The sequence below is a fragment of the Armatimonadota bacterium genome (assembly GCA_035527535.1).
Classification (GTDB): domain Bacteria; phylum Armatimonadota; class Hebobacteria.
Genome location: DATLAK010000190.1, coordinates 1 through 21,614, shown reverse-complemented (window position 1 = coordinate 21,614; position 21,614 = coordinate 1). Strand labels below are relative to the sequence as shown.

Below are 21,614 nucleotides of genomic sequence, written 5' to 3'. Positions count from 1 at the left end.
TCCCGGAACTCGTCGCGGCGATCGAAGATTTCATCCGGGTCAACAACGAGAATCCCAAACCGTTCGTCTGGACGAAAAAGGTCGATGCTATCTTGGAGAAGGTCGCCCATTGTAAAGCCATCATCGGGACACTACACTAGTAGCCGCCGCCATCCCGGCCCGACGAAGTCGGGACCTAGGGACGTGGCGGTCGCCTTGCGACCTAGCCACCGAGGGCCCCGATAGATGGCTCGGGCCGCCTGATCGGCCCGCCATGGCGGCCCGAAGGGCCTAGCCATCGGGATTCGGAAACGGCTGTGCTACATGATGAATGCGGCCAGATTTACGGGCGGGGGCGCCCATGCTCCAAGCTCACGGGCGGGGGCGCCCATGCTCCAGATTCACAGCCGCCCGCACTATTCGCCTCTGAGGGCTTCCATGGGCTCAATCAGGGAGGCGCGGATGGCGGGATAGAGGCCGAAGATGAGGCCCACCGACACCGACACCCCCAGCGACAGCGCCACCGCCGCGCCCGCCACCACCGTCCTCCAGCCAGCGAAGTGCGAGATCGCCTGCGCCGCCCCGATGCCGCCGCCGACGCCGATCAGGCCGCCGATCATGGTGATGACCAGACACTCGACGAGGAACTGGCGCACGATGTCGCCGCGCTTGGCGCCGATGCATCGGCGCACGCCGATCTCACGCGCGCGCTGAGTGACGGTGGCGAGCATGATGTTCATGATGCCGATGCCGCCGACCAGCAGCGAGATGCTGGCGATCGCCCCCATCACGACGTTGAAGATGTTCTGGGTCTGCTGGCGCTGGCGCAGAAGCTCGATGGGGATGATGATCTCGAAGTCGGCGACTCCGCCGTGGCGCTGCTCGATGATGCGCTTGACCACCTGCGCCGCCGGCACCGTGCGGTCGGGGTCGCGCACCTGCACCGCGATCTCGCTGATGGGGCGGCGGTTGAGCGGCGGCCGCTCGAACATCGAGTTGACGAGCCCCATCACCGCCTCCGGGTTCATGGGGATCGCCTTCTCCATGTAGAGCTGGAAGTCTTCCATGGCGACAGTGATGGGGATATAGACATCCTGGTTGAGGTCGCGCAGGGTGAAGGTCGTGTCCGCGGTCTCGAGCACGCGCTCCTTCATGACGCCGATGACGCGGAAGTTGCTCATGCCGATCTTGACGAACTTGCCGACCGGGCTCTCAAAGGCGAAGGCGTCGCGCTTGACCTCGGCCCCCAGGACGCAAACGTGGGCGCGGCGCGCGACGTCCTCGTCATCTATGAAGCGCCCCTCTCTGACGTCGAGGTGCGATGTCTCGAGATAGCCCGGGGCGGTGCCGAAGACGCGCGCGTCAACCGTCTTGCCGCCGGCCGAGACCGCGCCGAAGATGCGGCATGACGGCACCACCCGCTGCGCGAAATCGCATAGCTCGCCCAGCACCAGCGCATCGCCGTAGCTCAGGCCGTAGGGCGACTTCTTCGCCGCCTCGTTCTGCATCTCGCCCACCAGCGCCACTCGCCGCACCTGCAGGGTGTCTATGCCCAGCTGCTGGATCTGCCGCAGAGTCTCCTGCCGCGCGCCTTCACCGATGGAGACCATGGCGATCACCGCCGCCACCCCGAAGATCATGCCGAGCATCGTCAGCAGTGACCGCAGCTTGTGGCTCCACAGCTCGCGGAAGCCGGTCTTGACGGGCGCGGTGAATGGCGCGAGGTTGATCCGCCATGGTCGGTTGTGCGTCACCGCTGCGGCTCTTTGATCTTGGCCGGCGCCGACGCCGCGGCCGCAGCGGATTGCCCGAGGTCGTTGAGCGCGACCCGTTCGCCCGCCCGCAGGCCCTGCTTGATGGCGGTGTAGTCGCCGTTTGTGCCGCCGGTCACCACGGCAACGGGCGCGAACTTGCCGTTGCGCTGCACGAACACTACGGCGCGGCCATCGCGCCGGAAGATGCACCCGCTGGGCACCACGATCGCATCCTTGATGCGGCGGGCGACCAGGCGCACGCCGGCGCGCATGCCGGGGCGAATCAGCGCCTTGCCGATCGGGGGCAGGTCAATGGTCACGGGGAAGGTCGCCGACGATGACAGCCCCATCCATCCCTGCACCGGCGGGCGGCGCGCGTTTTGGCCGATTGCGGTCACCCGCCCCTTGAGCGCCTTGCCCGGCAGGGCTTCGATGGTGACCTCCGCCGCCTGTCCCATACTGGCGCCGGCAATCTGTTCCTGGTCGAGCTCGAGCTTGACCTGCATCCGGCCGAGGCTGATGATGGCGGCGACCTCGCGCCCCTGGGATACCCAGTCGCCCGTGCGCGGGGTACGCGATCCCCCCATCCGGCCGCCTTGCGGCGACAGCATCACCAGTCCGCCGGCGGGCGCGGTCAGGGTGGTCTTCGCCAGATCCTCGCGCGCGCGGGCAAGCTGCAGCTCGAAGTTCTCGACCTCATTGCCGGTCATGCGCACATCGCGCTCCGTCCAACTGCGGGTGCGAGACATGTCGCGCGCGGTGTTATTGACATTGCGCCTGCGGCCGCCGACTTCGGCGGCGGACTGCGATTTCTTCAGCTCGTAGTCGCCGCGCTCGCGTTGCAGCGAGAACTCCGCGGCCTTGAGCGCCGCCTCTTCCCGCTCGACTTCAGTGCCCGGCACCAGGCCCTTGGCCGCCAGCCGCCGCTTAACCTCGACCTCCTGCCGCCGCTGCTCAAGCTCCTTGGCGTGGAAAGCGATGGCGTCCGCCGCCTGCTGCAGGGCCACCTGCTGCTGGCGCTCGAAGGCCGCGACATCATCCTGCGCGCGCTGCAGGCGCAGCCGCATCTCCTTCATGCGCGTCATGCGCGCCGCTTCCGCTTCTGCCTGGCGCCGCACCGCGTTGTCGTAGCGCACGCTGAGGTCGGTGACCTGGTCCTGGAACGTGGTGGGATCGAGACGCACCAGGGGCTCGCCCGCGGAGATGACGATGCCGTTGGCGCAGATCCATTGGATGCGCCCCGATATCTCGGGGATGACCGGCGACGAGTTCCGCGCCGCCACCACCCCGGTCTGGGTCACGGTGATGAGCAGGTCCTGCCGCCGCGCGGTGGTCGTCACCACCAGGGGATCGCCCTTCGCCGCAGGCAACGCCCGATGCTGGGACGCACCGTTTCGCGCACCGATGACTCGCCACCCGCCCCACCCGGCCGCGCCGACAGCAACGACGGCGGCCAGGCTGAATATGATCGCGCGCAGCCGCGTCATGACTTCGCTCCCCTGACCTGCGGCGGACGTTCCAGCGCCACCCGGTCGTCGGCGCGCAGGTCGCCATGCACCTCCATCAGCAGGTCATTGCGCTTGCCCACCTTCACCGGCGCCCGCTCATAGGTGACGCTCGTCGCTTCGCCCGCGCCGCGCACGCGGTAAACGACGGAGCCGCCCCGCTCCTTGAAAACCGCGCGGATGGGGACCATCGTCGCCTGCGCCACGCGGTCGAGGACGATCTCGACGTCAACCGTCATGCCCGGCCGCAGGTGCTCGGGATCGCTTTCGGCGAGCTTCACCAGGACGCCGAATACCTTTTTCCCCGGCGTGCCGCCTTGCCAGACATTGGAATCCTGGGCCAGCTCCTCGACGATCGCCACCTTGCCCCGGTAGCGCCGCCCGGGCAGGGTCGGCGAGGAGACGAAGGCGTCCTGTCCGACGTGCACGCGGGAGATGTCCATCTCGCCGATCTGCGAGCGCACCTGCATCTGGCGGAAATTGTAGATCATCACCGGCGCCGCCCCCGATTGCACCTGGTCGCCCAGGCGATACGGGCGCCGCTCGGGCCAGTTGGCGGTATTGGTCTGGATCACCGCGAGGCCGGCGACGGGGGCCTGGACCGTGCTCTGCGCGATCTTCCTATCCACGTCCGCCAGCTTGCGCTGCGCCTCCGCCACCGCGATGAGGGCGTCCTCGGCGTGGACCCTGGCATCGGCCTTGGCCGTCTCGAGCGCGTGCTGCGCGAGGTCGAGCGCGCTCCGCGCATCCTGCACCTGCTCGGCGGTGCGCTTCTCGGTGTCGGCCGCCTGCGCCTTCTGCTGCTCCAACTCGAACTGCTTCTGGCGATATGCCTGCTCGGCATCGCGAAGCTTGGTGCCGGCGATGTAGTTAAGCTTGGCGAGGCGCTGCGCGCGCGCCAGCTCGCGCTCGGCGCGGGCGGCCTCGCTCTCGGCGAATTTCACCTGGGCGGCGATCTTCTCGCGCTCGGCCTGTGCCTTCTCCTGCGCCAGCTTCGACGATTCCCGCGCCGCATCTGCGTCGCTTTCGGCCTGGGTCGTGCGGGTGACATTGTCCGCCTTCTGGCTGCTCTCCGCCTCCTGCGCGTCGGTGAGCGCGCGCTCCAGGATATCGCGCTGATCGCGCAGGTCCTTGATGTCGAGCTGGAAGGCGAGGTCGCCCGGCTTGACCGGGGCGTTGTCCTGGCAGATATCGAGCAGCGTGCCGGCGAGGTCAATGCGCACCGGCGTTTCCTCGGCCGATTCGAGCGCCCCGTTGACGGGCAGGGTGACCACGAGCGCGCCGCGGGTGACCGCGGCGGTCCGGATCGGCGCGGCGGTCGCGGTGTGCCGCGATTCGAGCGCGCGCCACCTCCAGCCGATGAGCCCGACAACAATGACCGCCAGCGCGATGACGATGATGCGCTTCATCGCTCTTGCTCACCTTCGGCCCGGTCGCCGTCTTCGTCCCAGTCGTCGCTGTCGGCCTGCATCTGCGCGAGCACGGCGCGGGCGTCGAAGGGCTCGGCGATCCGCCTGTCGCTCGCTGACCGGCCGTCACGCAGCCGCAGGACGCGCCGCGCGTGCTGGGCAACCTGCTCCTCGTGGGTCACCAGCACGATGGTGATGCCCTCGCGATTGAGGTCCTGGAAGAGAGCGAGCACGTCCTGGCCGCGCCGCGTATCCAGGTTGCCGGTGGGCTCGTCGGCGAGGATCAGGGACGGGTGGTTGATGAGCGCGCGGGCGATGGCGACGCGCTGTTGCTCGCCGCCGGAGAGCTGGGTCGGGCGGTGATGCTCGCGTCCCGCCAGCCCCACCCGCGCCAGCGCCTCGCGCGCGCGCCGCGGCGCCTTGTCGAGTCCGCTGTAAACCGTCGGCAGCAGCACGTTGTCGAGCGCGGACATCCCCGGCAGCAGGTTGTAGGCCTGGAACACGAAGCCGATGCGCCGCAGCCGCAGGGTCGAGCGCTGGGCGTCATTGAGCCGCTCGACGTCCTCCCCGGCCAACAGGTAGCGGCCCCGCGTCGGCTGCTCCACGCAGCCGATGATGTTGAGCAGGGTCGTCTTCCCCGACCCCGAGCGCCCCATGATCGCCACCAGCTCGCCCTCGTTGACGTCGAAGTCCAGCCCGCGCAGGGCGTGCACGTCAACCGTGCCGGTGTGGTAGGTCTTCGTCAGCCCGCGGACCTCGACCAGGCTCATGACGACGTCCTCACTGCCCCGCTTGCGCGCGCGGAACCGGTCCCGAGCATCTTCGTCGAAGCGGGCTCCGACAGTGCGACCAGCTCCCCCGCCGCCAGCCCCGAGCGCAGCACCACCGCGACCTCGTTGCGGTCGCCGGTCTGGGCCTCCCGGCGCTCGAAGCCATCGCCGCGCTTGACATAGACGAAGCTCTTGCCGTTGCGCTCGAAGACCGCGTCCAGGGGGACGAACAGCGCGTCGGGCAGGCGCTTGACGATGACGCGTGCCCGCGCATTGAGGCCAGGCTTGAGACCCCCGGCATTCGCGGCGCGCGGGGGGTTGACCTTGATGAGGACGTCGAAGACCCGCTCATTGGCCTCGGCGGTGGGATCCTCCCATATCCACACTTCGCGCGCGACCGCCCCCACCGACGACACCACGCCCGTGAACTTGCGCCCGGCCAGGGCCGCGAACTCGATCTCCGCCTGCTGGCCTTTGCGCAGCGCGGCGATGTTGCCTTCCTTGATGCGGCAGCGAATGGACATGTTGCGGTTGCCGGAGATGCTGCCCAGCGGCGTGCCCGAGGACACCTGGTCGCCCTCGCGCCACGGCCGCCGCTCCCCGCCGCGGAAGGTCGAGAACAGCGACACCGTCCCCGAGGCGGCAGCGGTGATGGTGGTGTCGGCAAGCGCGGCCGTGATGGTCTCGAGTTCGCGCGCGGCAACCTCGGCGCGGCTCCTGGCATGGTTGACCCGATCCTCGATGCGGCTGCGCGAGATCCCAGTGCGGCGCTTGACGGCGTCGAGCTGGCTCTGCCGCTGGCGCAGCTCGGCGGCGATCTCGCGGCGGCTCAGTTCGAGATCCTTGGCGCTCTGCTCAACCTTGAATTGCTGCGCGTCATAGGTCGCCTTGGCGATGTCCGCCTCCGAGGCCGCGACATAGCCCTTGGCGGCCATGCGCTGGCTGCGCTCGTATTCCTGTCGCAGGCGCTCGGCCTCAGCGCGGTCGAAGGCGAGCTGGTCCTCGCCCTGCTTGGTGCGCACGCCGACCGACTCCTGCCAGACCTCGAAGTCCTTCTGCGACTGCTCGAGGTTGCGCTGATCTGTCTCGTAACGCTCCTGGGCGCTCTCGCGGGTGCGCTCGATCTCCTCCTGTCCCTGGGTGGATGCCAGCTTCGCGTCCGCCTGCCGGCGCAGCAGGTCGCGCGCCTCGATGCGGCAGAAGACCTCTCCCGCGCGCACCACCGTGCCGTCGGAAACAATCATCGTCAGCTCGCCTGGCGCCTTACCGGTGCCGACTACCACCGCGTCGTCGCTCTCCAGCGGCCCCTCCGCCGGTAGGCTTACCACGAACTCCCCGCGCGTCGCCGCGGTGACCGGGATCCGTTTCCCGGCGTCATGCGGTCGCACGGCGTGCCAGGCGAAACCCACGCCTGCGGCAAGCACGATCAGCACCAAACCCCATGTAGCATTACGTCTCGACACGAGTGCTCCTGTGGTGTACGGGCGCGCGCCCACACTGAGCAGAATCGAAGGGGCCGTAAGCCCCTTGTCGGGGCAAGGCCCCTAAGCCCGTTGGGCCGGGGTGGCGGTCGCGGCGCGACCTAGCCGCATGCCTTGCCCTACCCCCGTCAGCCCGAATCGCGGGGTATGTTCGCGTAGAGTGGGCATCCGCCGCGGCCTCCGTAGGGGCGCAAGGCGTGCGCCCTTTCACAGCGAACTGCGTACCCTCACCACAACCATCAAGATCGAGCACGCCCGGATCCATAGCAATCCGGGCTTCTACGGCAATCCCTGGCTGACATCCTCGCCCAGGGCCCTGCGGATCCGCACCGTGGTCAAGAAGTACTGCACCTGTTCTTGCAGCAGTGACCGCTCCGCCTCCACCAGCCGATCCTCCGCGTCCAGGACGCGCAGGTAATCGCTCAGCCCCTCATCATACATACCCCGCGCGGCCTCCCGATTCTTGCGCGCCAGCGCCAGCGCCTGCTCGCCGATGTCTATACGCTGCCGTGAGCTGGTGGCCGCCCGCACCAGGCGCTGCACCGCTTGCGTCACCTGGTCGCGCGCCGCCACCGTGCTCTGCTCCAGCACCTGCAGCGCGCGGTCCGCCCGCCCGATGTCCTCGCGCCGCCCGCGGTCAAACAGCGGCGCCTCGACCCGGATGCCGCCGAACCAGCCGGTGCTGACCGTGGTGCCGTTGATGGTTTCGCCGAGGTCGTTGACGCCGACGCTGGCGGTAACGTCGGGCAGGTTCTGGCTGCGGGCGATCCGCAATGACGCCGCAGCATCTTGCCCGCTCAGCTCCAGTCGCCCGAGGTCGGTGCTGTTCGCAAGCGCCATCTGAACCAGCGCGGCCTCGTCATACTCCTGCGGCGAGTAGGCGATGGCGGTGGTCAGCTCCGGCGTTGCGCCGGGGATCAGGCCCAGGTTGAGCAGCAGGCGGTCCATCGCATCGCGGTACGCCTGCTGATCGCTGATGAGCGACTGCTTCGACCGTTCCCAGCTCAGCCGCGCCTGGTCCACGTCCAACTCCGCGACCTGGCTGACCCATTCCTCGCCCGGCTGCGCGAGGCCCTCGCCGCTGAACTTGGCGTAGTTCATGTCATAGAGCGCCTTCGCCCGCTCGACCGCGCGCTGGGCGATCTCGACCTCACCCTTCGCCAGCAGCACCGCGAAGTAGTCCTCGATGACGCGGCGCGCCAGCTCCTGCTGCGCGTCGAAGAATGACAGCTCCTGACTTGCCAGCGCGGTGCGCGCGTTGCGGATACGTTCCGCGGTCGAGGATGCCAGCCCCATGCCCCTCATCAACGGCTGGTCATAGCTCAGGCTGAGCGCCGGCCGCTGGGAAAGCAGATCGCCGAAGGTTCCCTGCGTGCCCGTGCCCGCGTTTGCCTGCAGCGAGCCGCCGGTCCGCGCCTCCAAGCGCGCACCGACCGAGCCCGTCAGCGCCGTCTCGGCATTGCTGCCCGGGTTCCGCTCCCGTTCGCCGCCGGCGCTCACGTCGTAGAACAAGCGCTGCTCGGCCACCCACAGCCCCTGCCGGGCGTTGATGAGCTGCTGCAGGCTCTGGCGGAAACCCGAGTTGTGGGCGGAAGCCAGGGCAAGGCATTCCCGCAGGCTCAGCGTGGCGGGCGCCTGAGGCGAGGGCGTCGGCTTGAGACCGACCGCTACCGACCCGGCCGCTCGCACGCGCTCCCACATCTGGGGCGACGGTCCCGCGGTATCGGCCGCCAGCGCCGGCGTCGCCGCCGTAAGCAAGATGATTGCGACTACGAGGTGAGTTCTCATGACATCTCCGCTGCCTGATCCGCGATGCGCGCGAGCAGGTCGCCCAACAGCGCCTGCTCCTGATCCGTGAGCACTGACATCAGGTGCTGGATCCGCGCGACGTAGGAAGGGTAGATATGCTCGAAGACCTCGCGCCCGGCGGGCGTCAGCACCGCCAGCGTAATGCGCCGGTCCTCGGGATGCGGAACCCGTGCGAGACAACCCGCCTCCTCTAGACGATCAATCAACCCCGTAATGTTCCCTGAAGTAACGTAAAGGCGGTGGGAAACCTCGTTCAGCTTGGCCCCTTTGCTGCCGGCGCCGGCCAGCACGCGCAAGATGTCCAGCTGGGAGTTAGTCAACCCATGCTCTTTGAGCTCTCGGTTGATGGAGCGACGAATCTCGCACTTGGCGCGCACGAAGCTGCGCCAGGCATCCATCGCGGCCGGCTCAGATGCTGGCATAGAAGCACCTCACCATTAGTTTATAGTAAGACTATCTGTGTGTCAATAATTGATGCGTAAAAGGTTGTGTGCCATTCTGTGTGTAAACGGCTGGAGGGGGAAAAGAGGAGGGGTTCTGTCCTGCTGGGTGACGCTGGGAGTGGCAGGGCCGACCGTCACTCGCGCCTTGTGCTTTCCCCTGCGCGCCGCGCTCTATGTGCGCGCTAAGGACTGCGCCGCCGCCGACCCTTCGGCTCCGCTCAGGACAGGCTTTCGCGGCAAAATCCCCCTGGCGTTGAGCTTGTTGCGCGCCGTGCGCTGGCCGGCCCCAATATGCCTGTACGTGCTGGCGGACGGCGCTTATGCCACCCGCGACTTCCTGCGCGGGGCGCGCGAGCTGGGCCATCACGTGCTCACGCGCCTCAAGCGCAATGCCGATGTCTGTTGGCCAGCGCCACCGCACCGCCATCGTGGACCTGCCCCGCCACCAGCGGGCGGCGCTACTGTCCACCGATCTATCCCTGTCGTCGGCCGACATCATCGAACGTTACGCCATGCGTTTCTCATTGGAGATCGCCTACCGCGAGCTCAAGCAGCGCTTCGCCTGGGGCCACTACCAGGTGCGCTCACGTCAGGCCAGCGAGCGACATGTCGCGCTGAGCTTCGTCGCCTGCAGCGGCTAGGTCGCTCCGCGACCGCCGTGGGCGGCCCCTAGGCCTGCGGCCGGGGCGGCGGCCAGCGGCCTAAGCCGCTGAAGCCTAGCCATCTGACGACGCTGCTGCTGGTGCTGCGCGACGACCAACAGACGGTGGGCGAAATGCGCCGCGCGCTGCAAGCGGCGGCGCTGCTGGCGTGGATTCTCGCGCTCATGGGCAAAAACGCCCTTCGTCGCAAAACCGGCGTGCTCGCACGCTTGCGCCATCCTTTGCTGCAAGAAATGGCCAGAGTATACGCTAGGACACCTCGGGTTTGTGGGCGGTTGAGGAAGCTTGTAGAGGCGGGGATTCGATATGCACAAGAAACCCTTTGCCGTCGTGCCGAGGATAGCGGAAGGTAACCTTTGATGAGTCAGGGGCCCATATTATCTCGCCCGCGGATCGCCAGGCAACCTGGGCATTGTTGTGCTCTACCGTCTTCTTCCAAAGTTGCGCCCCAGTAGTCCTGTTGGTGACAGAGCATTCCGTCCAATCGCGATGTCCTCCCCAGAAAAAATGCTGGGTTAGATTGAACACCTTGGCCTCAAGACGGCCGTCTGGAGAAGACTTCATGCGCCCCCCGCCGATGGGAACGCACTGAAGCTCTCTGTAACCAACTGCGAGTAGGATAGCAATGCCGATGGCCAGGCCACCGGCGACCCTCTTGACCCATACCACCGGCCTATCCCTCCTGAGAGACTGTTCAGGCGGAGGAGCGGGGCCTGTAAGCCGGCGTCAGGATGGCCCGCTCCTGCCGCATGTATGGTAGCACAAAGTGGCGGTCTGGTGGCGCTTGAGTGGCGCTCTTTCGGCATGTTGTGGTTTCTTGGCGCACGCCTTTGGCCTTCGCAATGAGAAACCCTCGGCTTATTGAGCGTGAAATCGTGGCCCCACGGCCAACGCCGGCCGAAAACGGGAGTGGCGGTCTGGTGGCGCTGCAGCGCTGGTCACGGTGAGGACACTGGCGAGACTGTCGCACGCGGCAATAGCGGAAGACGGTTCGCAGGAGGGGGGCTGTCTATGACTCCTGCCCCGACGGGGCGAGCAGGTGGGGGAAGTCGGTGTCGGCAGTGATGACCACGCGCTCTTCGGCACTGGATCGGTTGAGCAGCTCGCGATCAGATGCACGTTCGAGGCCCAGGGATGATGCGTGGACACATCGTGACCGCGATTATTGAGTCAGGCAGCCACGCGGGACGATACCGGCAAGTCCACGAGGAACTTCATCGAGCGAACTCGACAACCTCCTCTTCGGCCAGAGCGGCAGCATAGGAGAGGGCTTCCTGGATGTCCCCGGGCTCCAAGTAAGGATACTCCGCCAGGATGGACTGGGCATCCTCGCCCGCGGCGAGCAGCCCCAGCAGGCGGGAGACCGGGAATCGCAGGCCGCGAATGCAGGGCTTGCCGCCCAGAATGTCGGAGTCAACCGTGATGCGTTCGAACCGCGTGGTTGGCATGGCGCAGGTCTCATCCGGCTCTTATAGTCATTATAGCACAAGGGTGCGCGAACGATCAGTCTGGAGCCCGGCCGCATCTTGGGCATCTTGCCGGATGGCAGGCCCGGCAGAAGGCTTTGCCGCAGGCGGGGCAGGGGCCGTGCGCCGCAGGACTGACCAGGTGCAGGGCGTCATCGCAGACTTCACGGGGGCGCTCCCACGTGTAGCTGTATTCGCATGGGAGCTGCTCCAGCTTGCGGACGACGGGATTCCAGTCGAGCGCGAACAGGCGCTCCCCTTTGCGGCGCTTGATGCGCACCGTAACCCGCTGCGTCGGCATTGCCAGTTGGAGGGTCTGCAGCCACGCCAGTTCCACCTTCATCGCGTACTTCTGTCGCACGTCCGCGACCTTGGCCTGGTATTCCCGCGCGATCGCCTCCAGCCGCTGGCGCTCGCGGGCCTGCTCGGCCTGCTGCCTTTCGGTCAACTCCCCTCGCATACTCAGCGCGGCCAGCCGCATTGCGGCCTCGCGCCGCAAGTCCTGGTGATAGGCGAAGAGCCGCTGCAAGTCCCGTTCCTGGCGGCGAGACATGCTCTTGAAGAAGGGTTGCAGATGATGGCGCAATCGCAAGGGCAGGGTGCGCTCCAGGATCGCGCTGAACTGCCGGCGCTCCCAGGGGAGTGGCGGGCCCGCAAGCATGGGAGATTGCTGCAACGATGGCAGGGCCTCCGCGCCGGCCAGCAGCTCCGGCAGCATGCCATCCAACGTCGCGCCGGTGGCTCGGTTGAAGCCGAATGCCAGTATGCCGTCTCGCTTTTCGTCGGAGATGGCGGTGTAGCCGAAACTGAGAATCTGGTAACAGGTCCACGCCGGTGCGACGCCCTCCAGGCGGTAGGTGGCATTCAGCAAGCACAGGTTCTGCTCGAGCATCCGCTCTGGATTGGCCAGCGCCGGATTGGCGGGAGCGAGGATTCGTCGGGCGTGGCGGCCATGCTCTCCCAGCAGCGCCGACACGCGCTCCATCATCTGCGACTCCAGGGTGACGCGCTGTGCGCTGTCGGGTAACTCAGCGCCGAAACCGAGCCGCGCCCACTCGGCAAGGCCCAGCGCCTGCTGCACCGGCGGCGGCGCGAGCACCTCCAGACCCTCCGGGTCAATCACCTCCACCGCCGCCCCGCAGGTCTCGAGCAACTTGGCGAAGAATTGCTGGAGTTGGTTCATCATACGGTCTCGAAGTCGTCGCCGAACAAGGCGGTATCGAGCTCCTTGATCGCCTCATACTGCTGCTTCGCCTTCACCATGCGCTCGCCCAAGTCAGCAAACGCGGAGGGGCGGCCCCGTTCGGTGGTTTCCAGCCAGGTGGTGAGGACGATGTCGGCGAAGTCCTGCCGCTCATCCAGTTCGCCCAGGATAGCGTCAATCTCCCCCACCACCAGTTCGAACATGTTGATCTTCTCATCCAAAATCTGCAGCATCTGGCTTTCCACCGTGTCGCGGGCTGCCAGGTTGAAGATGAAGACGTCGCGCGTCTGCCCAATGCGATGCAGGCGGCCGATGCGCTGTTCGATGGCCATCGGATTCCAGGGCAAGTCGAAGTTGATCAGGGTGTTGCAGAACTGTACATTGCGTCCCTCGCCGCCGGATTGCGTGGACAGCAGCACCGGCACCCGCTCACGGAACTCCTCGATAGCGGCGTCCTTGTCGGGCCCCGACAGCGAGCCCTCGAAGCGCGCAAACGAGATGCCCTGCTCCCGCATCACGGCCTCCAGGTGCCGGAGAGTCTCGCGATGGTGGACGAAGACCATTTTCTTCTCTTGCGGATTGCGCCGCAGCAGGTCCAGCAGCGCGGCCTCCTTCGCGCCGCGAGCGATCCGGCGGTAGCGCTCGGAGAGGGCGCGCCAACGCTCGTCCTTCCCCACGCGTGAGCGCTCGAGGGCGGCGGCGGCGGCGTTGGGGGAGGAGCCGGCGGCGCTCAGCAGGTGATGCAAAGCCAGCCGGTGATGCCCGGGCGCGCTCGCGTGCAGCTCTCGCACCAACTGATCCAGCCCCTGGTAGCAGCTTTGCTCTTCGCCGGTCGCCTCCAGGCGCAGGGTGACCGCGTGGCGAGCGGGAAGGCGCACATCAACCAGGGCGCGGGTGTTGCGCACCATGACATCGCGCATCAGCTCGTGCATCCGTTCTCGGTTGACGGGGAGGCGCGGCTTGCCCGGAGTCACGTAGGCGCCGCGGAACTCCCTCTCCGTCTTGAAGATGCCCGGCTTCAGCAGCGTCAGCAGGTTGTAGAGTTCCACCAGGCTGTTCTGCACCGGGGTGGCAGACAAGAGGAGCAGAAAACGCTTCTGCAGGGCGTCCACGAGCCGGTAGTTGTGGGTGGTGCGGCTCTTCAGGTGATGGGCTTCATCAACGATAACCAAGTCGTATGCCTGCTGTGTCAGGCGCGCGAAGTGCTCCTGACGGCGCGCGGTGGCGATAGAGGCGATCACGCGCGGCTGTGCCCAGAAGGCGTCGGGATCGCTCCTCAACAGGCTGTCATAGCTGGTGGCGCAGGGAATGTCGAACTTGGTCGCCATCTCTTCCTGCCACTGGCCCACCAGGGAAGCCGGGGTCAGGATGAGCACCTTCTGCACCATCCCGCGCAGCAGGTACTCTTTCAACACCATGCCGGCCTCGATCGTCTTGCCCAGCCCCACTTCATCGGCCAGCAGCACCCGGCCGCGGAACGATCTGAGCACCTTGCGCACCGTCTCCACCTGGTACCAATAGGTCTGCACCTGATGCAGCAGCGGCAGGCACAGCAACTCGTCGAACTCGCGCAGCAGGCTCAGGTGAGTGAACTCGGCACGTAACCGGTACCAGTCGGAAGCCTCCTCGCCCTGCGCCGGCCGGTCCAGCATGATCGCGTTCGCATTGAGCAGCTCGAAGCGGATCGGTATCTCGGGCTCGTGACGCGGCAGATCCGGCACTTCGGGCAGTAGCGCGGGAGCTTCCGCTGCGGGCGCGGAAGGAGCCTTGTCGCTGGATGACCGTTTCGCTGACCGGGCCGAGGCATGCCTTTTCCCGCGCCCCCGGCCTGCGCGAGGGGGCTCGTAGGCGCGGATCCTCCTTAACCACCCCACCAGCCACGACCACAGCGACGGGTCCGCGAGAAACCAAGGGATCGCTTGTTCGGGATCGCGCACACCGACTTTCCGCAGCAGCTCTCGTGCGCCCTCCCTGACCCCCTGCTGCGCGAGCGCGATCGCGCGCAGCAGGTGATGGCGGTTGTCAACGACATAGTCTCTGCGGATGCGCTTCAGATGCCGCAGGCACCGCTCCGGGTTCTCCTTGAGCAAGGCGGCAACCGCCGCGAGATACAGAATCTCATGCTCCCGGGGCCACTCCCTGACGGCCTGTTCCGCCAGCTCCTGCGCGTGCGGCGCCCGTGAGGCGAATGCCTCGTTCAAGGCGTCAACCCAGGCGGACGGGTCGCGTGGCGTGTTGGCAGGAATGGCCGGTTCGTTCATGGCAAACCTGTACTACGCGGCATCCCGCCGAACCGACGAGATCCCGCATGCCGCGCAGTTGTCATGGTGCTTGCGAAGTCTTCTGCCTGGGGAGAATCGTCCACCATACGCTGCGGTCGTCAGGGGCTGGTTGTGGATGCCAAATAGCAGTGGGACACCTCCGGGGCCCGTTTGGCTTGCACGTGATCCCCAGCTATTCTATCATATGAGGAGATTCGGCGGCGCCATCAGGCGCCACTTTCTCTCTCGTGGAGGGCCCGGGCATGGAGGTTTTCCAGGCTGGCGTCTCCCTGATGGTGAAGGTGGTGGTGTTGAGCGCCTGTCCTGCTGAGTTAGAAAGCGAGAATCGAAAAGGGCTGATTCTCTTTAGCAGCCCTGTGGTAAAGTCCGAGATTCCGTGACGGGGAGCAGTAGTTGCCAGCGCTCGCGGCGAATAGAGTGACCGATCAACCGCTTGCACATGAAGGTATCCGCAAGCCACCTGCCGATTCCCCGTTGTTTATCTACGGCGATCCCTATGCCAGGTTGCCGCGCAGCGCATTCTATGCTGCGTTGGATCGGCACCTCGGAGTGAAAGGCACAGGGTTTCAGCGTCCGTCTAGCCCCCTCGGGCCAACGGCCATCGACATTCGCACCTGCGCCGTCACATCGATACCACGTGTCTGGACAGACCTCCCTCAGACAGCCGGCGACTAGCTAGGTGAATGCTTGCAGGAGGTCCATCAAGCTGGTGGAACCCACACCCGGGATCGCATTGGGATTGACGGGATACGGTCAGTCCGCCTATACTACAGTTTCGGGTTTCTACAAGGCCGGAATGATGACGAGCGGCGAGCCGCTCCGCGAGGTAAGCCCTGGATGAGAAAAACCGAAGCCGCAGCCGGGAAAGGGCACGAGGTACAGGTGGACCGACTGTCACATAAGTTCGGAAAATACGCGCTGGTGATGGCGGTGGCCAAGCGGGCACGCCACATGAAGGAAAGGGCGGCAGGGGTGCCGTTGGGGCCGAGCCCCGCCAGCTACATCGCGCGCGCGCTGCAGGACGTCGCCAAGGGACATGTCAAGGTGACACGCGGCCGGGACGAATAGGCACGCCGCCCGTGCCGGCGTTGCATGATGCGCACCCAACAGGACTACTACGAGATACTCGGCGTGTCGCGCGACGCGACCGCCGAGGAGGTTAAGCGGGCCTACCGCCGGCTGGCGCGGGAATGCCATCCCGACGTCAACCCTGGCGATGCCGCCGCCGAGGCGAGGTTCAAGGAAGTCGCGGTGGCCTACGAGGTGCTGTCCGATCCGCACAAGCGCTCGCGCTACGACCACTTTGGCCACGCCGGCCGCGGGGCAGTTGACGAGTTTGACTTCGGTGGCTTCGGCGACCTCTTCGAATCGTTCTTCGGCGGCATGGGGCGGACGGCGCGGGCGCCGGTCGAGCAGCGGGGCGCCGACCTCCAATGCGAGGTCGAGGTGACCCTGGTCGAGGCGGCGCACGAGGTGCGGCGCTCGCTGCACGTCTCGCGCATGAGGGTGTGCTCGGTGTGCGCCGGGAGCGGTAGCAAGGCCGGTTCGCGGCCGATGACGTGCTCGGTGTGCCACGGGGCGGGCCAGGTGCGCCACGCCACTGACTCCATCTTTGGCTTGCGCTTCGCCACCGTCGCAACCTGCGAGCGCTGCCAGGGACGCGGCGAGGTGCAATCCGATCCTTGCCCCAACTGTCACGCCACGGGGCGCGAACGCCGACACGACCAGTTGACGGTGGACATGCCGGCGGGCGTCGAGTCCGGGACCCGGCTGCGATTGCAGGGCGAGGGCGACGCCGGGCCGCGCGGGGCGGCCGCCGGCGACCTCTACGTCTCGGTCCACATCACCGAGCACCCTATCTTCGAGCGCCGGGGCACGGAGCTGATCTGCGAGGTGCCTTTGCCCTTCACCACCGCTGCCCTCGGCGGCGACATCAGCGTTCCCTCCCTCTCCGGCGAGGCGCAGGTGCGCATCCCCGCCGGCACCCAGAGCGGCGCCGTCTTCCGCCTGCGCGGCCACGGCATGCCGGACCTGCACTCCGGACGCCGCGGCGACCAGCACGTGGTGGTGCGCGTGGTGGTGCCCACCCATCTCACCCACGAGCAGCGCCGCCTGCTGGAGAAGTTCGCCGCCGCCGGCGGCGACAAGGTTGACGACAAAGATCGCAAGCTCTTCGACCGCGTCAAGGACGCATTCGGGCGGTAAGCACCGTGCGCAGTGCGGCCGTTCATTTCCCTCAGCCCTGGAAACGCAGCACGCCCGCGAGGAGAGGCCAGTAGATGATGGCTCCACGATCGCGATCGGCCCGGGTGGTGTTCGGTTTCGACATGGAAACTGACATCGGCAGCTGGACCCCTTTCTACAAAGGGGTCGTCGAGGGTACGCCGCGGCTGCTAGCGTTGCTTGCGGGGAAGGGCATACCCGCGACGTTCTTTTTCACCGGCGACGCCGCGCAGCAGCACCCCGAGGTCGTGCGCACGGTGCGCGACGCCGGCCATGAAGTGGGGAATCACTCCCTCCATCATGAGACGATGGGCGACGAGATCATACCCATCCCCGGCATCAAGCCGCTGCTGCCGGAGGAGATACCGGGGCGGCTGCGGGCGGCGGAGGCGCTGATCACGCGCGCCCTGGGCCGCAAGCCGGTGTCGTTCCGCGCACCCCGGCTGTGGGGGAGCACGGCGCTCGTCCGCACGCTGGAGGACCTGGGCTATGTCGCCGATGCCAGCTACCCCATGTTCTTCTACGGGAAGCAGTTGGCGCCGTACCACCCCAGCGCGCGCGATTGGAGGCGCAGCGGCCGCATGAAGATTCTCGAGATCCCGAACGTAGCGGATATGGGTATGCGCAGCCGCGATGCGCACGGCCGCGACCGCGACCTGTGGCCGCAGTTCCGCACCCGGGGGCACGAGTTCGTGATGCGACGGCTGGAGAGCTTTGCCCGGGTGGTGGCCCGGGAACGGCTCCCGCTCGTGCTGTGCTTCTATTTTCACCCGTGGGAGTTCGCGGCCATGCCCCAGGGGCTCATTCGCTACGGGGAGGGCGCGATTCTCCCCGCCAAGTTCATCGTCAAGCACTGCGGCGCGGTGGCGCTGCGCGAGTTGGCGCGGTTGATTGACGGGCTCAGGGAGCGGTTCGACGCGCGCTTCATGACGGCGCAACAGCTTGCCGCGGACTGGCGCTGAGCAGCTTCCCCGCGCGGGCGAAGGCCGGCGTGACGCGCGGGAAGCGGCGGAAGCGCCGGGAGCGGGTCGCGGTCCGAGGAGAAGGGCAACGCCCATGATGCAGCGGATCACGCGGTTTCCGAGCCGGCTCTATCATTTCATCTGGCGCAACTGGGACCTGCTGGCGGCGAAACATCTCGCCTCCTTGCTGGGGATCTCCGTGTCGGAAGTGCGCCGCCTTGCGCATGATCTGGGGCTGGCGGAACAGCCCTCCGACCTGGAGCGCCACCGCTCGCGCTTTCGCAGCCTGGTGATACGCCGCAACTGGTTTCTGCTTCCGCTGGAGCAGATCCAGTCGCTGCTGGGGATGACGGCGAGCGAGTTGGGAAAGTTCATGCGCGAGGATGATTTCCTCGACTACAAGGTGCCCCCAAAACCAGCGCGCGCGCGACTGGAGCACCGCGCTCCCAGCGCCGCGCAACGCGGCGCGGCGCACCGCCTGCGCGACCGGCTGCGCGCCATCCGTGAGCCGGAGACCGCGGAGGACAGCTTCTCCTTTCTCGAAGCGCTGAACCACGGTCGTGCGGAGGTGTCCCCGCCCCCGGTCTCGCCTACGGCCTCCTGGGCGCTGGCGCCGCGGATCATGCATCCCTTCGATACGCCTCATAACCCCACCGCCTTCGACCCTGGGCATACGACGCCAACGCACCTGCGCCTGCTGCGCGAGTTCGGCGCGGACGCGCTGTGGTTTCCCATCATCCTCTTCGACCTCGTGCGACTCAGCGGTTATCCCGAGTTCGGCGCCAAGCGCGAGGACCTGCTGCCGAAGATCAGGGCGCTGATTCGACGCGCGGGGCGGGCGGGGCTGGGCATCTACCTGTACCTGTGCGAGCCGCGCGCGCAGCCGGCGGCGTTCTTCCGCCGCCACCCGGAGCTGCGCGGGGCGGGGACACACCTGCCCCGGGGAGCTTATCACATCTGCACCAGCACGCCCGCCGGCAAAGCCCTGGTGCGTGACGCCATCCGCGAGCTGTGCCGCACCCTGCCGGGCCTGCGCGGACTGATAGACATCTCGGCCAGCGAGTACCCGACTCACTGCTGGTCGCACGGCCGCGGCGGCGAATGCCCGCGCTGCGGCGAGCGGCGCCCCGCCGAGGTGGTGGCCGAGGTGCTCGCGTTGATGCAGGAGGGCATTGACGCCAGCGGGCGCGCGCCGGAGCTGGTGGCGTGGAACTGGGGCTGGCAATGGATGTTGAAGAAGCGCGAAGAATGTGACGCGGATGTCACCCGGCTCGACCTCGCGGCGGATGCGCGAGACTACATCTTCCGCAAGCTGCCCGCCAAGGTTACGCCCCTGCTCAACCTCGAGTACGGCACCCGCGTGCGCCGCGGCGGGGTGGAGAATCGCGTCTGGGAGTATTCGATCAGCCAGCCCCGGCAAGGGCCTTTCACCGCCGTCCAGAGACGAGCGCTCGACCGCCTCGGGCGCCGGTCGCTCGCGCGCATTCACATTTCCAACAGCACGGAGTTCCTGGGAGCGCCCTATATTCCGGTGCTCCAGTTGGTGGCCGAGAAGATGATGTCGGTGCGCGACAACGGGTACGCGGGATTCATGGGGGCATGGATTTTCGGCGGCTATCCCTCGCCCAACCTGCTGGTGGCGCGGGAGCTGAGCCGCGCCGCCAGGCCGCGCCCCGAGCAGACGCTGCGGCGCGTCGCCGGGCTCTACTACGGCCCCCGCAACGCGGAGACGGTGGTCGAGGCATGGCGGCGCTTCTCCCGGGCGTTCCGCCGCTACCCCTTCTCGATCCCGCTGCAGTATTGCTCGCGCCTTCACATTGCGCCTGCCGCGGAATGGTCGCTCCAACCCACCGGTCAGCGGGCGCTGATGTTCTGGCCCAGCGACGACCCCGAGAATTATTGCGACCCCTACGGGCCGGAGACCGTCGCCCAGGTCTTCGGCGAGATCGCCGCCGGCTGGGAGAAGGGGCTCGCGTGCCTGCGGTGCGCCCTGGATAACGCCGACGCCCGACACCGCGCCGCCGCACAACGCGACTACGGCGTCGCGGAGTGCTTCTGGCTGTGCTGCCGGAGCCTCGTCAACCACCTGCGGTTGTGCGCCTCCAGGGAGAGCCGGCTCCGTTCCCGGCGCGGGCGCGCGGAGCTACGCGCACTGGTCACGGACGAATTGGAATTGGCACGACGCTACTATCAGCTGCTGCGATCGGATTCGCGGCTGGGCTTCGAGGCGTCAATGCAGTACTTCATCTTGCCTAACGACGTGCGGGAGAAAATCCTGGGCCTCGAGCAGATCCTGGATACGCTGCGGCGATTGGACCGTCCGGCGGCGCCACCTGCTTGCGGCCGCGTCACGGCTGCCCGCAGCGGAACTCGGTGACGACGCGATGGCCGATCGCCGCGCCGGGGGCGAACTCCGTCAGGCACGGGCCGGCGGCCTCGATTTCCATGAAGTCCGTGGCGTCGTTGTAGATGCTATACCGGGTCGGCGCGTCCGCCGGCGGCTCCTGCGGCGGGCGGTCGGCGATATCTGCGTAGGACCACCCGTCCGGTGCGGGGTCGCTGCATCGTCGAATGCGCAGAGCCTGCCCTGACCTGTCCTGAGCAACGTCGAAGGAGCCTGTCGAAGGGTTGCGCTGGGGGATATGCAGCTCGATCCAATCCACCTGCGGCGCAAGCCCGATCTGAAAGCGCGTGCCGCCTTCGGTTTTCACATGCCACCGGTCGCCGTCGCCCCACCTCAGTTCGTCCGCCGGGTCATAGAGGTCGAAAACACACGCTTCCGGCACCCCGGGGAACACGACCTCCATTCCCGCTGACGTGTCGAACTGCGAAAGCGTCCACGGCGCGATCCTCGCGTCGCCCTGCCGCAGCAGCGCTTTCCCCAGGTAACGGATGCTGTCGCCTACGGTGAGCGTCATCGCGTCTGGGGAGCTCTCGACCGAAATGTCTCGCTGAAACTCCACGGGCACGCCCACGCCGTCATTGTTGATGAGGTCAATCTCGGCGGCGATGGCGGCGCTCTTATCGTCCTGGTGAAGGACGCGGTAGCGCGCGCCGGAGAGGCCGGGCGGCACGCGCCATTCCCCCGCCGCGTAGAAGTAGCCGACGCGCGACCCCTCGGGGGCGGGCCAGAAGCCATCGCCGCCGGGGTTATGGTACTGACCGGCGTGGCTCTGCTGCAAGATCGCGTCGGGGTTAACGCGGTTGACCACCGCGCCGTCGAGAAAGGCATAGATGCGTCCCTCGAGGTCGAGGCCGACCAGCACACCGGCATCGGCGTCGCCGAGCACGAGGTGGCGCCGACGCCCTTGCTCGAAGAGTGAAACCAGCTCGTCAATGCGCATGACCGTGCGTAGCTCCGCGCAACCGGTGGCCAGCCGCTTCTACCTTCCGATCTCGTCGCACAAGAACCTGTCCATCTTCGGGCTCAGGGGGACGGGGCCGTCGGCGGTGATCTCATAGCCGGTCTCGATGCGCGCGCCGTTGAACTCGGGATGGCCGAAGAAGCTGACGTCAATGCACACCGTCATCCCGGGCCTGATCTCGTCCTCGCCGTGCGGCCCGAAGAAAGGGCCCTCCGCTTCGTGCAGGCCGATGGTGTGCGCGAACGGGCAGACGATGTACTTGACCCAGCCGCGCTCCTCGTACCAGGAGCGCGCCGGAAC

The 21,614-nt window shown here is 67.1% G+C and carries 18 protein-coding genes; 6 read left to right on the top strand and 12 right to left on the bottom strand.

Features of this window, described 5'->3' with window-relative positions:
* Window positions 1-395 precede the first annotated feature (395 nt).
* The 7 genes from VM221_14240 to VM221_14210 all read right to left on the bottom strand — a co-directional run bounded on the left by VM221_14240 (window position 396) and on the right by VM221_14210 (window position 9,129).
* Window positions 396-1,733, bottom strand: a complete 1,338-nt coding sequence (locus tag VM221_14240) for an ABC transporter permease (protein ID HUT75982.1) — start codon at window positions 1,731-1,733, stop codon at window positions 396-398.
* Window positions 1,730-3,220 carry an efflux RND transporter periplasmic adaptor subunit gene (locus VM221_14235; GenBank protein ID HUT75981.1) on the bottom strand — a complete coding sequence of 497 codons (1,491 nt, stop codon included), beginning with the start codon at window positions 3,218-3,220 and terminating at the stop codon, window positions 1,730-1,732. The genes VM221_14240 and VM221_14235 overlap by 4 nt, the downstream gene beginning before the upstream one ends.
* Window positions 3,217-4,647 carry a hypothetical protein gene (locus tag VM221_14230; GenBank protein ID HUT75980.1) on the bottom strand — a complete coding sequence of 477 codons (1,431 nt, stop codon included), beginning with the start codon at window positions 4,645-4,647 and terminating at the stop codon, window positions 3,217-3,219. Before VM221_14230 ends, VM221_14235 begins: the two co-directional genes overlap by 4 nt.
* Window positions 4,644-5,417: an ABC transporter ATP-binding protein gene (locus VM221_14225; protein HUT75979.1), complete on the bottom strand. Its 774-nt coding sequence runs from the start codon at window positions 5,415-5,417 to the stop codon at window positions 4,644-4,646. Before VM221_14225 ends, VM221_14230 begins: the two co-directional genes overlap by 4 nt.
* On the bottom strand, window positions 5,414-6,880 hold the full coding sequence (locus tag VM221_14220; protein ID HUT75978.1) for an efflux RND transporter periplasmic adaptor subunit: 1,467 nt from the start codon (window positions 6,878-6,880) through the stop codon (window positions 5,414-5,416). Before VM221_14220 ends, VM221_14225 begins: the two co-directional genes overlap by 4 nt.
* A gap of 297 nt (window positions 6,881-7,177) precedes the next feature.
* Window positions 7,178-8,686: a TolC family protein gene (locus VM221_14215; GenBank protein HUT75977.1), complete on the bottom strand. Its 1,509-nt coding sequence runs from the start codon at window positions 8,684-8,686 to the stop codon at window positions 7,178-7,180.
* The gene (locus VM221_14210; GenBank protein HUT75976.1) at window positions 8,683-9,129 is read right to left on the bottom strand and encodes a MarR family transcriptional regulator; all 447 of its coding nucleotides are present in this window, start codon (window positions 9,127-9,129) and stop codon (window positions 8,683-8,685) included. Before VM221_14210 ends, VM221_14215 begins: the two co-directional genes overlap by 4 nt.
* A 416-nt stretch (window positions 9,130-9,545) precedes the next feature.
* Here VM221_14210 and VM221_14205 point away from each other — a divergent pair, with 416 nt between their 5' ends.
* On the top strand, window positions 9,546-9,791 hold the full coding sequence (locus tag VM221_14205; GenBank protein HUT75975.1) for a hypothetical protein: 246 nt from the start codon (window positions 9,546-9,548) through the stop codon (window positions 9,789-9,791).
* 1,235 nt (window positions 9,792-11,026) lie between these two features.
* Here the strand turns inward: VM221_14205 and VM221_14200 are convergent.
* The 3 genes from VM221_14200 to VM221_14190 are packed head-to-tail and all read right to left on the bottom strand — an operon-like array spanning window position 11,027 to window position 14,683.
* Complete coding sequence (locus tag VM221_14200) at window positions 11,027-11,260, bottom strand: DUF433 domain-containing protein (GenBank protein HUT75974.1); 234 nt, start codon at window positions 11,258-11,260, stop codon at window positions 11,027-11,029.
* 55 nt (window positions 11,261-11,315) lie between these two features.
* Window positions 11,316-12,464, bottom strand: a complete 1,149-nt coding sequence (locus tag VM221_14195; protein HUT75973.1) for a hypothetical protein — start codon at window positions 12,462-12,464, stop codon at window positions 11,316-11,318.
* Window positions 12,461-14,683: an SNF2-related protein gene (locus VM221_14190; protein ID HUT75972.1), complete on the bottom strand. Its 2,223-nt coding sequence runs from the start codon at window positions 14,681-14,683 to the stop codon at window positions 12,461-12,463. Before VM221_14190 ends, VM221_14195 begins: the two co-directional genes overlap by 4 nt.
* Before the next feature lie 323 nt (window positions 14,684-15,006).
* Here VM221_14190 and VM221_14185 point away from each other — a divergent pair, with 323 nt between their 5' ends.
* The 5 genes from VM221_14185 (at window position 15,007) to VM221_14165 (ending at window position 20,326) form a co-directional block, all read left to right on the top strand.
* Window positions 15,007-15,144, top strand: coding sequence for a hypothetical protein (locus tag VM221_14185; protein ID HUT75971.1), 138 nt, complete (start codon window positions 15,007-15,009; stop codon window positions 15,142-15,144).
* Between the two features lie 457 nt (window positions 15,145-15,601).
* Window positions 15,602-15,832, top strand: a complete 231-nt coding sequence (locus tag VM221_14180) for a DNA-directed RNA polymerase subunit omega (protein HUT75970.1) — start codon at window positions 15,602-15,604, stop codon at window positions 15,830-15,832.
* Window positions 15,833-15,856: 24 nt separating this feature from the next.
* Window positions 15,857-16,969 (top strand): molecular chaperone DnaJ, encoded by a 1,113-nt coding sequence (gene dnaJ / locus VM221_14175; GenBank protein HUT75969.1) that lies wholly within the window; start codon window positions 15,857-15,859, stop codon window positions 16,967-16,969.
* Window positions 16,970-17,043: 74 nt separating this feature from the next.
* Complete coding sequence (locus VM221_14170) at window positions 17,044-17,949, top strand: polysaccharide deacetylase family protein (protein HUT75968.1); 906 nt, start codon at window positions 17,044-17,046, stop codon at window positions 17,947-17,949.
* A gap of 94 nt (window positions 17,950-18,043) precedes the next feature.
* Complete coding sequence (locus VM221_14165; GenBank protein ID HUT75967.1) at window positions 18,044-20,326, top strand: hypothetical protein; 2,283 nt, start codon at window positions 18,044-18,046, stop codon at window positions 20,324-20,326.
* On the opposite strand, the gene VM221_14160 is transcribed toward VM221_14165, so the two are convergent.
* Window positions 20,298-21,293, bottom strand: coding sequence for a DUF6786 family protein (locus tag VM221_14160; protein HUT75966.1), 996 nt, complete (start codon window positions 21,291-21,293; stop codon window positions 20,298-20,300). The two genes, VM221_14165 and VM221_14160, sit on opposite strands and share 29 nt — an antisense overlap.
* 39 nt (window positions 21,294-21,332) lie before the next feature.
* Window positions 21,333-21,614, bottom strand: a 282-nt coding sequence (locus tag VM221_14155; GenBank protein ID HUT75965.1) for a M24 family metallopeptidase, incomplete at its 5' end; no start/stop codon positions are given.

Coding starts and splice junctions, on each gene's coding strand:
- VM221_14235 (HUT75981.1), bottom strand. CDS start 3,220: ATGACGCGGCTGCGCGCGATCATATTCAGCCTGGCCGCCGTCGTTGCT.
- VM221_14230 (HUT75980.1), bottom strand. CDS start 4,647: ATGAAGCGCATCATCGTCATCGCGCTGGCGGTCATTGTTGTCGGGCTC.
- VM221_14225 (HUT75979.1), bottom strand. CDS start 5,417: ATGAGCCTGGTCGAGGTCCGCGGGCTGACGAAGACCTACCACACCGGC.
- VM221_14215 (HUT75977.1), bottom strand. CDS start 8,686: ATGAGAACTCACCTCGTAGTCGCAATCATCTTGCTTACGGCGGCGACG.
- VM221_14210 (HUT75976.1), bottom strand. CDS start 9,129: ATGCCAGCATCTGAGCCGGCCGCGATGGATGCCTGGCGCAGCTTCGTG.
- VM221_14205 (HUT75975.1), top strand. CDS start 9,546: ATGTCTGTTGGCCAGCGCCACCGCACCGCCATCGTGGACCTGCCCCGC.
- VM221_14200 (HUT75974.1), bottom strand. CDS start 11,260: ATGCCAACCACGCGGTTCGAACGCATCACGGTTGACTCCGACATTCTG.
- VM221_14195 (HUT75973.1), bottom strand. CDS start 12,464: ATGATGAACCAACTCCAGCAATTCTTCGCCAAGTTGCTCGAGACCTGC.
- VM221_14185 (HUT75971.1), top strand. CDS start 15,007: ATGGAGGTTTTCCAGGCTGGCGTCTCCCTGATGGTGAAGGTGGTGGTG.
- VM221_14180 (HUT75970.1), top strand. CDS start 15,602: ATGAGAAAAACCGAAGCCGCAGCCGGGAAAGGGCACGAGGTACAGGTG.
- dnaJ (HUT75969.1), top strand. CDS start 15,857: ATGATGCGCACCCAACAGGACTACTACGAGATACTCGGCGTGTCGCGC.
- VM221_14170 (HUT75968.1), top strand. CDS start 17,044: ATGATGGCTCCACGATCGCGATCGGCCCGGGTGGTGTTCGGTTTCGAC.
- VM221_14165 (HUT75967.1), top strand. CDS start 18,044: ATGATGCAGCGGATCACGCGGTTTCCGAGCCGGCTCTATCATTTCATC.
- VM221_14160 (HUT75966.1), bottom strand. CDS start 21,293: ATGCGCATTGACGAGCTGGTTTCACTCTTCGAGCAAGGGCGTCGGCGC.